We start from the raw sequence: 13,862 nt of genomic DNA on the forward strand, positions 1-13,862 counted from the left end.
AGCGCGCAGAGCGGGCCTCACAACGCGAGACCTAGCGGCCGCGACGCTCGTTCGAGGCCGGAGCCGATGCACGACGCGGACCGCTGCGTGCCGGACGACCCGCGCCCGAGCCACCGCGACCGGAGTTGCCGGAAGCACCTGAACCATAGGATCCGCCGGACGTAGCGCCCGTTGCGGAAGACCAAACGGCCTTGTTTCCGCCGGTACGGGTGCTCGTGGTGGATGCCGTGCGCGGAGCCGAAGCTGAGCGCTGGCCGGTAGCCGGACGTCCGCTGCGGCCGTTCTGGCCCTGGGAGCCGGGAACGTCATTCCGGTGAGTAGCGCCGGCCTTGCCGCGACCGCGGGGGCTGCGGGCGACGTCGTCGTTCATTGCTGCGCGGCGATCTGCACGATTGGTGTCCGTGCGAACCGGCTCAGCCCCAACCTTGCCGCGTCCGTTGCGACCCCCACGACCACCAGCGGTGGGCGCCGCCTGGGTGGAGCGGCGGGCGCGCTTGCGCTGGGCGTTGGCGCCGGTGGAGGTGCCGCCACCCTGCTGGGTTTTCGCAGCGAGTAGGGCCGCACGGGTGCGGGGATCAACCTTGTCCGCGATGTCGCCAACGAGCTCGGCAACCAACGGGGAGTTGGCCGTGACCCGCTCGAAGGAAACATCAACGCCGGCAGCCTTCATGAGCTTCTTGACGTCGCTCTGCTGCTCGGGGAGCGTCAGAGTAACCACGGTGCCATCGGAACCTGCGCGGGCCGTACGGCCGGAGCGGTGCAGGTATGCCTTGTGCTCTGTGGGCGGGTCCACGTGGATGACGAGTTCAACGTCGTCAACGTGCACGCCGCGGGCTGCGACGTCGGTGGCCACCAGGACGCGGACGTCACCGTTGGAGAACTCGGCAAGGTTGCGGTCGCGGGCGTTCTGCGACAGGTTGCCGTGAAGGTCGACGGCGGGGATGCCGGCATCCGTGAGGGTCTTTGCGAGCTTGCGGGCGTGGTGCTTGGTCCTCATGAAGAGGACGCGGCGGCCGGCGCCGGAGGCCAGTTCAACAATGAGCTGCTTCTTGACGGTCTGGTCGTTGACCACCAGGACGTGGTGTTCCATGGTGGTGACAGCGGCCTGGGGATCGTCCACGGAGTGCGTCAACGGGTTGGACAGGTAACGGTTGACCAGCTTGTCAACACCGTTGTCCAGCGTGGCGGAGAAGAGCAGGCGCTGACCCTGGGTGGGGGTCATGTCCATGAGCTTCTTGACTACCGGGAGGAAGCCGAGGTCGGCCATGTGGTCAGCCTCGTCCAGCACGGTGACCTCAACGGCTTCGAGGGTCAGGATGCGCTGGCGGATCAGGTCTTCGAGGCGGCCCGGGCAGGCGATGACGATGTCGACGCCGGCGCGCAGCGCCTTTTCCTGGCGTGCCTGGGAGATGCCGCCGTAGATGACCGTGGTGTTCAGGCCCATGGCCTTGGCCAGCGGCTCGATGGTGGCGTTGATCTGGGTTGCCAGTTCACGCGTCGGTGCAAGGACCAGGCCCATGGGGCGGCCGGGCTTGCGGAAGTGCTTTGCTTCGCGCTCGGCCAAGCGGGCCACGAGCGGGATGGCGAAGGCGATGGTCTTGCCGGAACCGGTGCGGCCACGGCCCAGGACGTCGCGGCCTGCGAGCGTGTCCGGGAGGGTCTTGACCTGGATGGGGAATGCCTCTTCGATGCCATCTGCGGCGAGGGATTCAGCAATGGGCTTGGGCGTGCCAAGGGCAGCAAAAGTAGTCATGTACTTAGATGTCTTTCGGGCGGTGTCCAGGTGCGGACATCGGCCCCCGACGCCGGTTGGGCCAGGGGTTCGCCGAGGAAAAGTCAGGTGGTCTACCGATTCGCTTCATCAGCGGTGGCCGGGACCAAATAGAACGCGTTCATCGACGCAGGATGTGCCTCTCACATGAAAACTGCCCTGTCGCGTAGCCTGTCAGGCCACCTGCTTCAGGGCGTCACTGCACATCAAGTGATTCCATCCTAGCAGTATCCGGGCGAGGGCCCGCATCGGGGCAGGTCAAGGTCCCGTTGCGGGCACCCAAGTAGGTAGCAGATCAGGTCGTTCCCAGCGCTGGGAACGACCTGATCTGCTACCTACTTGGGTTGGGTGAGTGAGAGCTCCGGTGCGGCGCTCGCGGTTTCCGCATCGGGCCTGCGGGCGGCGACCCGGGGCGCTATGACAACCCCGACGACGGCGATCACGGCCGTCAGCGCAAAGACCGCAGCGAAGGGGCCGGCAGTAAAGGCCGCGAACACGAGCCCGGTTGCAGCCAGTGACAGTGCGCCACCGAGGGAATCGGAGATGGACATGGCCGCACTGTTGAAGCCCTGGTTTTCCTCTGTGGAGAGCGCCAACGTCATCACGGAGAGCCGCGGGTACATGAGCCCCATGCCGCCGCCGGCCAGGATCCACCCGGCAATGGCCACGGCTGCGGGCAGGGCAAATGCTGCGGTCACCAGGGTGGAGATCACGGCCATCAGCACCAAGGCAGCGCCGATCTTGACGGCAAGATCGTCCGCCAGCCGCGCACCGAGCTTCCCTTGGATGGCCGATGCCCCGGCCCACGCCAGCGCGGCTCCGGTCAGCGTCAGCCCGGCAAAAGTGGGGGTGAACGCGTACCGCTCCGTCAGCAGGTATGGCAGGTACACCTCGGCCCCGAAAAACGCCGCCGAGGCCAGGCCGCGGACCAGGATCACGCTGGGCAGTCCGCGTCGGGCGGTCAACGTTCCGCGCGGTACCAGCGGCTTTACCGCGATCAGGGCAAGGACGAGCGCGACGACGGCAATCACCCCGCCGAAGCCCGGCACCTCAGCGGAGAGGTTCAGTCCGAGGACGGCGACGGCGGCGAGCGCCGCCCAGCCCATCCGACCGAAAGCCCATGGGACGGGCTCGGCAGCGGGTTCGGAATCCATCCCCCGCACAGCCGGGACCACCATCAGCAAAGCAGGCACCACCAAGCCCACAACGCCGAGGAACACCCAGTGCCAACTGCTCAGCTGGGCCACAACACCCGCAGCGAACGGCCCCACCAAGGAAGGGACCACCCAGGAGGCTGCGAAGGCGGCAAAGATTTTAGGGTGCAGCGCCGGCGGGTACACGCGGGCCACCAGGACGTACAGGGCAACGGTCATCGCACCGCCGCCAAGGCCCTGCACCAAGCGTCCGAGTACCAGGATCTCCATTGTCCCGGCCGTGCCCGCAATGAGCAGGCCAGCTACGAACAACGCAACCGAGGAGTACAGGGGCGCCGCGGGACCACGACGATCTGACCAGTTACCAGCCGCCACCATGCCCATGACGCCCGTAGCCAGCGGGCCTGCGAAAGCCAGCGCGTAGAGGCTGGCTCCGTCCAGGTCGCGGCTGACGAGCGGCATGATGGTGGTCACCGCGAGGGACTCGAAGGCGCTCAGGAACACGAGCGCGCAAGCCCCCACGGTGGCAAGCAGGTATGGACGGTGGAGTATCCCGGCCGTTGAGGTGTCAGAGGTCATGGACGTCAGCCTAGAACCTCAACTAATGTTGAGGTCAATCCACCGCCCACCCCACCGAAAGCGACCCATGCCGCCAGTCGAAACGCACCGGCCCCTCACTATTGGTGAGCTGTCCGAACGGAGCGGAGTGTCGGCGTCGGCCCTTCATTTCTACGAACGCAACGCGCTCATCGAAGCGGAGCGAACGGCCGGCAACCAGCGGCGCTACCGGCGGGACACGCTGCGGCGGGTGGCGTTCATCAAGACATCCCAGCGGGTGGGCTTGCCGTTGAAGGACATCCGCGAGGCGCTGGACTCGCTGCCTGACGGCCGGACCCCCACCAAGCGCGACTGGGCCAGGTTGTCCTTGCGATGGCGCAAGGAGTTGGACGATCGCATCGCTGCGCTGCAGCACCTGCGCAACGACCTCGACGGCTGTATCGGCTGCGGCTGCTTGAGCCTGAAGTCCTGCACGCTGCAGAACCCGTCGGACGAACTCGGGGCCTCCGGCGCGGGCGCCCAGCGCTGGACTTTGCCGGAATAGCAACAGGCATTGCCTTTGAACGCAGCGCCACGGCACGCTTGGGTTATGACTGAAAAGACGCACGACGCCGGCGCTCACCAGCACGGTCAGCACACCCACGATGGCGCTCAGCAGAGCGGCCTGAACCTTCATGAGGACGCGGACAATGCCGTGGACATGTGGGACGGCATGTACCGGGAGCGCGCCAAAATTTGGAGCGGCAACCCGAACCCTCAACTGGTTGCCGAGGCCACTGGACTGGAACCCGGGAAGGCGCTGGACCTGGGCTCAGGGGAAGGTGGCGACGCTATCTGGTTGGCACAGCAGGGCTGGACCGTCACCGCGCTGGACGTGTCCGCCGTCGCGCTTGAACGCGCAGCTGCGCATGCAACGGAAGCCGGGCAGGCGGAACGGATCACGTGGCAGCAGCAGGACCTCACCGAGTGGGAGCCGGAACCGGTGTTCGATCTGGTCTCGGCCCAGTTCCTCCATTCCCCGTTGTTGCCGTGGCGGGACTCGGCAACAAAAGCCGCTGCCGCGGTGGCACCCGGCGGGACGTTGTTGATCGTGGGGCACCACCCCCACGGTCTCCCTCCGTGGAGCCATCACCACGAGTCCGGCATGTTCTTCACACCGGAGCAGTTGGCGGGTGCCTTGCGGCTGGATCGCGAGCCGTGGTTTGTTGAGGTCCTCACGGACAGGGCGCGGACTATTGAAGGGCCCAACGGCGAGTCCGGCACCACCCTGGACACGGTCCTGAGGGCGAGGAAGCACGCCTAAACACCGTGGGGCAGCAGTTCCCCGTAGGGCGGCACCACTGTTCCGGTGGCGGTGGAGTCCGGGTTCAGCATCCAGCCCACCCGTTTGGCAGTGTTCAGCATGACCACGCTCTCCACCAGTTCGATGCCCGGGATCCGCTGCTGGATGGTGAGCTCCATTTCCATGACATCGGCCAGGGATCGCAGCCACATGATCATGGTGAAGTTGGTCCGGCCTGTGGTGGAAGCTGAGAACCGGACGTTGCGGATGGCCCTGAGTTCCGTGGCAGCGGCCTCGTGCTGGCCGGCGGGAACGTTCGCGAACCATTGCACGGTGATGGGAAACCCGGAGAACTGCTGGGCAATTTCGCAGCGGAAGGACAACATCCTGCTGGCCAGTACACGACCGAGTTGCCGTTGAACCGTTGCTGGATTGCGGCCGAGGGCCCGGGCAATTTCCGCTGCGGTGGCGCGGCCGTCGCGGGCGAGGAACGGGATGAGCGCCAGATGGCTTTCCGGGAGCGGGACCACGATCGCGTCGGGTGCTGAGGGGTTGGCCGACTCGGGTCCCGCGAGCGCCCGGAGTGCCTGTTGTTCGGCTTTGCTGAGCACGTTCAGCCTCCACGCATAGCCGCTGGTGTGGATCCGTGTGCAGAGGGCTGTGTGGTACTTGGTGAGGCCCCGGATTTCCTTGAGCCTGGGCAGCAGTTGTGTGCTGAACTGTTCCAGGTCCTGGGTGATGACGGTGAGCGTGAGGTCGCGGTTGCTGGCGGCTTCCTCCACGGTGATGACCTCGGGGAGCTGGGCAACAGCGGCGGTGACACCAGGCCGCAGGTGCATTTCGCAGTCGATGTCCACCATGGCCAGGCACATGTCTTTGGGATCGCCCATCAGGTGCGCGGTGGTCCACGCTGCGCCTGCCGCCCGCAGGCGCTCCCACCGGGTGGCCAGTGTGGTGGCGTGGACGCCGAGGACGTCGCCGGCGTCGGACCAGCTGATCCGGGGCGACATCTGTAAGGCGTTGATCAGCCGCAGATCTTCTTCACTGAGCTCCATGAGCTAATTCTCCCAGATAGCTGCATAAATCCTGTGCTTTATGCAGAATCAATGCATATTTCCAGATGTTTCACGGCATGTGAATCACATCACCCCAGAATGGCATAAGGAACCCATCCCCGAGCACCACAGGAGCCCTTATGACCATCGCGGCTGACGCCAAGGAACTGCGGGACGACATCGTCCGCCTCCGCCACGACCTCCACCGTGAACCCGAAATCGGACTGCAGCTACCCCGCACGCAGGAGAAGGTACTCAAGGCGCTGGATGGGCTGCCGTACGAGATCACCCTTGGCAAGGAAACGACGTCGGTCACCGCCGTTCTGCGGGGCGGCGCGGATCACGCGTCGGCCGAGAAGCCCGTGGTCTTGCTGCGAGCGGACATGGACGGACTTCCGGTCCAGGAAACCACGGGCGTGGACTACACCTCCCGTGTGGATGGCGCGATGCACGCCTGCGGTCACGACCTCCACACCTCCATGCTCGCCGGTGCGGCCACCCTCCTGGCAGAGCGTCGCGATCAGCTGGCCGGCGATGTGATCCTCATGTTCCAGCCCGGCGAGGAAGGCTTCGACGGAGCCAGTTACATGATCAAGGAGGGTGTCCTTGATGCCGCCGGTCGTCGCGCTGACACCGCCTACGGAATGCATGTGTTCTCTTCCCTGGAACCGCACGGGCAGTTCGTCACCAAGCCCGGCGTCATGCTCAGCTCCTCGGACGGACTCGTTGTCACCGTGCTTGGCGCGGGCGGCCATGGCTCAGCTCCTTACTCAGCCAAGGACCCCGTCACCGCCGCTGCCGAGATGGTCACCGCACTCCAGGTCATGGTCACGCGCCAGTTCAACATGTTCGATCCCGTAGTCCTGACAGTCGGTGTGCTGCACGCAGGAACCAAGCGCAACGTCATCCCCGAGACCGCCCGCATCGAGGCCACCATCCGGACCTTCTCCGAAGAGTCCCGCCGGAAGATGATGGAAGCAGTACCCAGGCTTCTGCACGGCATCGCGGCAGCCCACGGTTTGGAGGCGGACGTGCACTACCAAGAGGAATACCCCCTCACCATCAACGACGACGACGAAACCACCACCGCGGAGAAAGTCATCGCCGGAATGTTCGGTGAATCCCGGCACACCCGCATGGCAACTCCCCTGAGCGGGTCCGAGGACTTCTCCCGTGTCCTCGCCGAAGTCCCCGGCACCTTTGTGGGACTTAGTGCCGTTGCCCCCGGCGCCGACCACACGACGTCGCCGTTCAACCACTCCCCGTACGCACTGTTCGACGACGGCGTCCTCACCGACGGCGCCGCGCTGTACGCCTCACTTGCCGTATCCCGCATCGCTGCCCTCGCCGGCAACTAACCCCAGCCCCTCCCCACCTTGGAGAACCACATGACCGCCACCGTAGGAACGTCCCCGGACGTCAAGGTCCACAAGTCGCACATGCGAACGCTGGTTGGTACCGGCATCGGCAACGCCGTTGAATGGTACGACTGGGCCATTTACGCAACGTTTGCGCCATTCATCGCCAGTGCCCTGTTCAGCCAGGCGGACCCCACCTCGGCGATGTTGTCCACATTGGCGATCTTCGCCGTCGGGTTCGTTGCCCGCCCGTTCGGCGGCTTCGTGTTCGGCTGGATCGGCGACAGGATCGGCCGCAAGACGTCCATGACCGTAGCTGTGGCATTAGGGGCGGTGGGTAGCCTGCTCATCGGCATCGCGCCGACGTTCCAGTCCGTAGGCGTCTTCGCTTCGGTGATGCTGCTGGTGGCCCGGCTGATCCAGGGCCTGGCGCACGGTGGTGAGTTGCCGTCGTCGCAAACGTACTTGTCCGAGATGGCACCCAAGGAACACCGCGGCTTCTGGGCCACCCTCATCTACACGTCCGGCACTGCCGGAATCCTGGCCGGTACCCTGCTGGGTGCCATCCTCACGGGCGTCCTGAGCAAGGAAGAAATGAACGACTGGGGCTGGCGCATCCCGTTCCTGATCGGCGGCGCACTGGGCATCTACGCCCTGTTCATGCGGGCCAAGATGAAGGAAACCGAGGCGTTCGAAGCTGAAGCTCCCAACGAGAAGCGGCTCCCGATCCTGCCGCAGATCATCAAGTACCGTAAGCAGGCGCTGCAGGTTATCGGTCTCACGGTTGGCCTGACCGTTGTGTACTACATCTGGGGTGTGGTGGCGCCGAGCTACGCTGCATCCTCGTTGAAAATGGACCGGGGCGCAGCGCTCTGGGCTGGTGTGATCGCCAACGTGGTGTTCATTGCGGCCCTGCCGTTCTGGGGCAAACTGTCCGACCGCATCGGCCGCAGGCCCGTGATCATCGCATCAGCCGCGGGCGCCGCGTTGCTGCACTTCCCCATGACGTGGCTGCTCAAGGACTCCCCGTGGCAGCTCGCAGTGTCCATGTCCGTGATGCTGTTCTTCATCGCCGGCAGCGCTTCGATCGTCCCAGCCGTCTACGCGGAACTGTTCCCGACGCACATCCGCACCATCGGCGTCGGCGTCCCGTACTCCATCTGCGTCGCGGTCTTCGGTGGCACGGCCCCGTACCTGCAGACGTGGCTCGGCAGCATCGGGCAGGGCTACCTGTTCAACGTGTACGCCGTGATCCTGCTGCTGGTGGGCATCGCGTTCGCCTTCTCCATCCCGGAGACCAAGGGCAAGGACCTCACCGTCTAGCCCCCTCCCCCAACTAGGTCGCAGATCAGGTCGTTCTCAGCGCTGGGAACGACCTGATCTGCTACCTACTTGGGTTAAACGAAGCGGTCGCGGCCTGCCCGGTAGCCGAAGAATGCCGCCAGCGAACCAACCACCAGGAACAGGATTCCAGCGGCCGCGAATTCGCCCGTCGCCTGATGGAGTTGGCCTACCAACAGCGTGCCCACCGATCCCACTCCATACCCGACGCCCTGCATCATCCCGGACAGGTGCGCGGCAGTATGGGCGTCACGCGTGCGGACCATGATCATGGTCAGCGCTACCGCGGTGAGCGAACCCTGGCCCAGCCCATTGAGTCCGGTCCACACCCAGATGAGCTCCGTGGGGCCAAAAATGGTCAGCGCAAACCCGCCACCCGTCATGAGTGCCACCACCATGTTGATGATCCGCTGGTCCTTGAAACGCGTGGCCAGCGCCGGGGCAAACAGCGAGCCGAGCATCTGAAGCACAATCGACACCGAGACAATCAGCCCGGCCGTACTCCCGTCGATCCCCCGGTCTCGCAGGATCGGCGCCATCCACGCGAACACGCTGAAGGACATCATGGCCTGCAGCACCATGAACATGGTCACCTGCCAGGCCACGGCTGACCGCCACACGTTCACGCCGCCGTGGACGGCCTGGTGCTTGACCGATGGCTGGCGGATTGCCAACGGCAGGAACAGCAAAAGTACGACGGCGGCCGGCACCGCCCAGAACCACAGAGCCGAGGTCCAGTGGCCGGTTGCCGTAAACACCGGATACGTGAACCCCGCGCCAAGGGCGGCCGAAGCGCAGATCGCCGTCGTGTAGAGGCCGCCCATCAGGCCAAGCCGGTGCGGGAAATCCCTTTTGACGACCCCCGGAAGGAGCACATTGCACAACGCGATGGCCGCTCCACAGGCCGCGGTACCTGCCAGGAGGGTAGGGAGGTGTCCTATTCCCGGGATGTCCAAGGGCCTCAGGAGCAAGCCCGCCGTAAGCACAGCCATAGCCCCGAGGAGCACCCGTTCCGCACCGAACCTCCGGGCCAGACTGGGGGCAAGGGGTGCGAAGACGCCCAGCAAGGTCACCGGCACCGTGGTGAGGACCACCAGCGACCAGCCCGGTAGGCCGGCGTCGGACGTTATTTCCGGTAGAACCGCAGAGAAGCTCGAGAAGACTGTCCGAAGATTGAGGCCTATCAGGACCAGGCAGATACCCAGGTAAACGAGACCTCTCTTGCCGCGGAGCTGTGTGGGATCCGGGGCCGGCTCTTCGTCGATCTCAGCGTCCACCGCGATCTCAGGGAGGACTGACTTCTCTGGGTAGCCGGGGGTCTTGGAGGAGGTCACACGTCCTATTCTGTCAGCAGGCGCTTACCGAGCCCCAGCCGGCGGCCAGTGCCCGGGATGTGACCGGATGTCAGGGGACGATTTCCTGTCCGCGCCAGGTGCTGCCGTCACGAGTGAACTGCCAGCGGATGTGGGGATCGCCTGAGAGGTCCAGCCAATCCAGATCCGTCATGTCGATACTGATCCAGGCAAAACGCTCCATGGCCATCGCATCGTCACCCGGGCCATCCACTGGCTGATCCGGGCGAGGAGAGCCCGGAACAAGCCGTGAGGCATAAAGGTGGCGGCTGTTCGGGCTGAACCGCTCCCAGGCCCGGCGTCGCTCGCTCTCATCGGTGACCACCTCAGCGTTACCCAAGATGCGCAGCTGAACCCCGCGGTCGTCGTCGTACAAGGTCAGTGCCACCCGTGGCTGATGGCCAATCTCCGCGACCTTAAGGGACAAGGAATTGGTGGCCACCATGACCCGGCCAGCGGCGCGGTCCACCTCCCGGATGATGACCGCGCGGACCCGTGCTCCTCCGTCCGTTCCCGTGGTGCCCAGGAAACCGAGCGTAAAAGGGGTGCGCCCCTCCGTGGCCGCCACCAAGGAACCGAGGGCCAGCTCCAGCGTCTCCGCGCTTGTGCTCATTTACGGAGACAATCAGGAGACACAACCCGCGTGGTGCTGGCTGGATTGTTGACCAAAGCGGCCGCGGGACGGATCGGGCGCAGCTGGAGGTTCCCGCCGCAGTTCGGGCAGGACCTGTTGGGGAAGCGAGCAACACAGTCCGGGCACCACGTGCACTCAAAAGTGCAGATGTAAGCCTCGCCGGAAGGCAGGATGTCACGGTCGCAGCATTCACAATTCGGGCGGATCTCAAGCATCAGGCAACTCTACCCACAGGGGCACAACTCCCCCGGCACGGCCGCGGACCGGGGCTGATCGTCTGATCCGGAACGCAGAGAATCCTCGCATCCGAACCCAAGTATTCTGGAGGTGATGAGTGAAACCCCAGATACCCCTCGACCCGTCACCCCCGGCAGCCAAGCCTCCTTCGGCACCTATGGTGGCCGGCCGGTCAGTTTTGTGCGCCGCGGCACCCGTTTGCAGGGGCGTAGGCAGGCGGCCTGGGAAGAGCATGCTGAGCGTTGGGCCATCCAAGTCCCCCGCCACGTGGCCAACACGTCCGTTCACCCCGACTACACGTTCGACGCCGAGGCTGTGTTCGGACGCAAGGCACCCCTGATCGTGGAGATTGGCTCCGGACTGGGTGACGCTGTGGTTCATGCCGCGGAGCAGAACCCGGACAAGGACTTCCTCGCAGTAGAGGTCTACACCCCGGGCCTGGCCAACACCATCATCAAGATCAACAGCCGCGGGCTGACCAACGTGCGGGTGGTGGAAGCCAACGCCCCTGAGGTCCTGGAATCAATGCTTCCCGAAGGCTCAGTCAGCGAACTCTGGGTGTTCTTCCCCGACCCCTGGCACAAGGCACGGCACCACAAGCGCCGCCTCATCCAGCCTGCCTTCGCTTCGGTGGCTGCCAAAGCGCTCGAAAAGGGCGGCTACTGGCGCATCGCAACCGACTGGTCCAACTACGCGGTACACGTCCGCGACGTGCTGGCAGAATCCACCGAGTTCGAGAACATGCACGAAGGCGAGCGCAGCGGCGAGGAGAGCCCCCTGACGCAGGTGTGGCAGTCCGGCGTCGAGTCTGTTGTTGGCGGTGCGCCCGTCAGGGAAGGCCGCGCGCCTGTCAGTACCGAGCACACCGGACCGAACGAAGGCGTGGATGATGAAGGCGGCTGGGCTCCGCGGTTCGACGGCCGGATCCGGACCAGCTTTGAGAACAAAGCCCACGAGGCCGGGCGCATGATCTTCGACCTCACCTACCGCAAGATCTAGCCGCCGGACTTTGGGGGAATCATGAGTTATCAGCCACCGATCGAGTACTACCAACAACCGCAACGTTCCGGCAACCGGGGGTTGGGCGCCGGGATCACGAGCATCGTCGCTGCCGTGCTTTCGCCGATCGCCGCGGTGGTCAGCATCCCGTTGGGCATCGCCGCCGTGGCATCTGCCATGAGCCGTTACAACGAGGGCAACGATGCGTGGTGGTTTGGTGCGCTTGTCCTGGCGGGGGCTGCGGTGCTGCTGGCCATTGTTGCTGTGGTGTGTGGGCTGATCGCCGTCTTTCGTGCCGGCCGCATGAACGCAGGACGCATCACCGGCATCATCGGATTGTCCATCATGGCGGTCAACATCTTCGGCATTGTCTTCATGGTGTTCTTGGTGCTCGGCTCAGGTCAGGGGTTCTAAATGCCGCAGGTGCGCGCCGAGCGGTTCATCCGGCTGGATCCGGAAACGGCCTTCGCCCTCTCCCAGACCACCGGCGAGTTCCGGCTGAAATGGGACCCCTTCATCTCTGAACAGGGATTCCTGGATGGAGCCACTGCAGCGGGCAAAGGCGTCAGGACGCGAACGGTGTCCCGCATGGGCCTGAAAATGGTGAGCGAATATGTCTCCTACATGCCTCCCAAAAATGTGGGCATGACCATGGTGTCCGGGCCCTGGTTCTTTGAGAATTTCGGTGGCGGTTGGCGGTTCACACCGGACGACGGCGGCACGCGGGCAGTCTGGAAGTACACCTTTTCCTGCCGGCCGGCTTTGCTGAAGCCCGTGGCGGAGAGGATCGGCGGCTGGTCCTGGGCCGGGAAATTGAGCGTCGGATTGAGGCGTTCGCCCGGGCCTGCGAGGATCCTGCACTCGTGGCAGAACTCCGCTCGCAAGGCGAAGGCGTACCTGGCACCGGCACTGGCGCCGGAGTCACAGAGCACTAAGCCCGCTACGGCACCGAAATCGAGGCCACCGTCTTCTCAGCCTCATCGCGAAGCTCAACACCAGCGATGCCAGCCAACTGCACCGGCGTGGCACCTGTGATCTTGATCCGGCCGCTGGCTGTGGCCGTCCATCCGCAGGTGCGTTCCTCGGCGCCGTCCCGGCCCTTCACCCACAGATACAGGGTGCCTTCCAGCGGCATGGACCGGCCCTCAACCTCGAGCTCCGTGCCCCAATTCTTTTTCACCATGCCCACGGTCAGCTGCAATCCACTGTCCGACTGCACCGAGTAGCTCGCATCCGGTTTCGGTGGCTGGTTCACCAGCGGCCCGGCGAGAAAACCAACAGCCAGGCAGGCAGCGGCCACCGCAGCCACCAAAGCCGCCCACCGGCGTCGTGATTTCCGCCTGCGGACGGACAAGTCCACCAGGACGTTCTCGGGAAGCACCTCGGGTTTCGGTTCCAGAGGCGAGAGCCCGTTCGCACCCCCGGCGACGGTGAGGGCAACCGCATCAGCGGCGGGAACGGCGTCGAGCAAAGCCGGCAGGCTCTCCAGCTGCTCCAATTCGTGGCGGCATTGGGCGCAAGCGGCGAGGTGGTCTTCAAACAAGCGCGCCTCCTGTGGCTCAAGGCCACCCAGTAGGTAGGCGCCCAGCAATTGGTGGACGGAGTTGCCGTTCATCGTTCCACCCCCATTTCGTCAAGGATTGTTCGGAGGGCTTTCACGGCGTAGAAAGCCCGGGATTTCACGGTTCCCGCCGGGATATTCAGCTGCAGGGCTGCCTCGCTGACGGTGAACCGCTGGTAGTGCAGGGCCACCAGGACCTCGCGGTGTTCGTGGCTGAGCCGGAGCAAGGCTTCCTCCATGAGGACCCGGTTGAGGAGTTCGTCAACGCGCTCCCTCGCAGGATGGTCCGGGAGGTCTTGTTCGCCGGATTCGGAAGGGCGGCGCTGCGCCTTCCTGTAGTTATCGATGATGACGTTCCGCGCCGTCCGGAAGAGGTAGCTCCGCAGGCTTCCCGTGATCTGCGGGGCATGCTGCCACACCTTAAGGATGGTTTCCTGCACGACGTCATCGGCCTGGTGGGCATCGGAGGTGCAACTCAGAACGAAGCGCTTCAGAGCCGTGCCATGGTCGCGGTACATCGCGGCCACCACGTCCTCGTCCAACGGCATAGCCACCTCCCT

Annotated in this window: 14 protein-coding genes and 1 pseudogene; 7 read left to right on the forward strand and 8 right to left on the reverse strand. The window is 64.9% G+C overall.

The features are described from left to right. Positions 1 to 31: 31 nt before the first annotated feature. Together AR689_RS06260 and AR689_RS06265 are read right to left on the reverse strand one after the other, a co-directional pair. Positions 32 to 1,753: a DEAD/DEAH box helicase gene (locus tag AR689_RS06260; RefSeq protein WP_062068139.1), complete on the reverse strand. Its 1,722-nt coding sequence runs from the start codon at positions 1,751 to 1,753 to the stop codon at positions 32 to 34. A gap of 353 nt (positions 1,754 to 2,106) precedes the next feature. Then, positions 2,107 to 3,504 carry an MFS transporter gene (locus tag AR689_RS06265; protein WP_062068141.1) on the reverse strand — a complete coding sequence of 466 codons (1,398 nt, stop codon included), beginning with the start codon at positions 3,502 to 3,504 and terminating at the stop codon, positions 2,107 to 2,109. On the opposite strand from AR689_RS06265, the gene soxR reads away from it, so the two are divergent. Further along, a complete protein-coding gene (gene soxR, locus AR689_RS06270) occupies positions 3,503 to 4,027 on the forward strand; it encodes a redox-sensitive transcriptional activator SoxR (protein WP_082697820.1) in 525 nt (174 codons plus the stop codon). The two genes, AR689_RS06265 and soxR, sit on opposite strands and share 2 nt — an antisense overlap. 45 nt (positions 4,028 to 4,072) lie before the next feature. Beyond that, the gene (locus AR689_RS06275; RefSeq protein WP_502686008.1) at positions 4,073 to 4,786 is read left to right on the forward strand and encodes an SAM-dependent methyltransferase; all 714 of its coding nucleotides are present in this window, start codon (positions 4,073 to 4,075) and stop codon (positions 4,784 to 4,786) included. Here the strand turns inward: AR689_RS06275 and AR689_RS06280 are convergent. Beyond that, entirely contained in the window at positions 4,783 to 5,820 is a 1,038-nt protein-coding gene (locus AR689_RS06280; RefSeq protein WP_062068147.1) for an Lrp/AsnC family transcriptional regulator, read from the reverse strand. The two genes, AR689_RS06275 and AR689_RS06280, sit on opposite strands and share 4 nt — an antisense overlap. Before the next feature lie 140 nt (positions 5,821 to 5,960). On the opposite strand from AR689_RS06280, the gene AR689_RS06285 reads away from it, so the two are divergent. Further along, positions 5,961 to 7,178, forward strand: a complete 1,218-nt coding sequence (locus AR689_RS06285) for a M20 metallopeptidase family protein (RefSeq protein ID WP_062068149.1) — start codon at positions 5,961 to 5,963, stop codon at positions 7,176 to 7,178. A gap of 30 nt (positions 7,179 to 7,208) precedes the next feature. Continuing rightward, positions 7,209 to 8,501 (forward strand): MFS transporter, encoded by a 1,293-nt coding sequence (locus tag AR689_RS06290; RefSeq protein ID WP_062068150.1) that lies wholly within the window; start codon positions 7,209 to 7,211, stop codon positions 8,499 to 8,501. A 74-nt stretch (positions 8,502 to 8,575) separates the two neighbouring features. On the opposite strand, the gene AR689_RS06295 is transcribed toward AR689_RS06290, so the two are convergent. From AR689_RS06295 to AR689_RS22655, 3 genes are all read right to left on the reverse strand, one after another. Then, positions 8,576 to 9,853: a CynX/NimT family MFS transporter gene (locus tag AR689_RS06295; RefSeq protein ID WP_062068151.1), complete on the reverse strand. Its 1,278-nt coding sequence runs from the start codon at positions 9,851 to 9,853 to the stop codon at positions 8,576 to 8,578. A gap of 70 nt (positions 9,854 to 9,923) precedes the next feature. Beyond that, positions 9,924 to 10,484, reverse strand: a complete 561-nt coding sequence (locus tag AR689_RS06300; RefSeq protein WP_062068152.1) for a pyridoxamine 5'-phosphate oxidase family protein — start codon at positions 10,482 to 10,484, stop codon at positions 9,924 to 9,926. After that, positions 10,481 to 10,720, reverse strand: a complete 240-nt coding sequence (locus AR689_RS22655) for a DUF1272 domain-containing protein (protein ID WP_082697821.1) — start codon at positions 10,718 to 10,720, stop codon at positions 10,481 to 10,483. Before AR689_RS22655 ends, AR689_RS06300 begins: the two co-directional genes overlap by 4 nt. Before the next feature lie 115 nt (positions 10,721 to 10,835). Here AR689_RS22655 and trmB point away from each other — a divergent pair, with 115 nt between their 5' ends. The 3 genes and pseudogenes from trmB to AR689_RS22660 all read left to right on the forward strand — a co-directional run bounded on the left by trmB (position 10,836) and on the right by AR689_RS22660 (position 12,676). Further along, positions 10,836 to 11,741 (forward strand): tRNA (guanosine(46)-N7)-methyltransferase TrmB, encoded by a 906-nt coding sequence (gene trmB, locus AR689_RS06305; RefSeq protein ID WP_062068154.1) that lies wholly within the window; start codon positions 10,836 to 10,838, stop codon positions 11,739 to 11,741. 21 nt (positions 11,742 to 11,762) lie between these two features. Further along, positions 11,763 to 12,155: a hypothetical protein gene (locus AR689_RS06310; protein WP_062068156.1), complete on the forward strand. Its 393-nt coding sequence runs from the start codon at positions 11,763 to 11,765 to the stop codon at positions 12,153 to 12,155. Beyond that, positions 12,156 to 12,676: pseudogene (locus tag AR689_RS22660) on the forward strand (type II toxin-antitoxin system RatA family toxin). Positions 12,677 to 12,681: 5 nt separating this feature from the next. Here the strand turns inward: AR689_RS22660 and AR689_RS06320 are convergent. Together AR689_RS06320 and AR689_RS06325 are read right to left on the reverse strand one after the other, a co-directional pair. Beyond that, positions 12,682 to 13,356 carry an anti-sigma factor family protein gene (locus AR689_RS06320; RefSeq protein WP_062068160.1) on the reverse strand — a complete coding sequence of 225 codons (675 nt, stop codon included), beginning with the start codon at positions 13,354 to 13,356 and terminating at the stop codon, positions 12,682 to 12,684. Then, the gene (locus AR689_RS06325; protein WP_062068162.1) at positions 13,353 to 13,850 is read right to left on the reverse strand and encodes a sigma-70 family RNA polymerase sigma factor; all 498 of its coding nucleotides are present in this window, start codon (positions 13,848 to 13,850) and stop codon (positions 13,353 to 13,355) included. The genes AR689_RS06320 and AR689_RS06325 overlap by 4 nt, the downstream gene beginning before the upstream one ends. Positions 13,851 to 13,862 lie beyond the last annotated feature (12 nt).

The organism is Arthrobacter sp. EpRS71 (assembly GCF_001512285.1).
Taxonomy (GTDB): domain Bacteria; phylum Actinomycetota; class Actinomycetes; order Actinomycetales; family Micrococcaceae; genus Arthrobacter.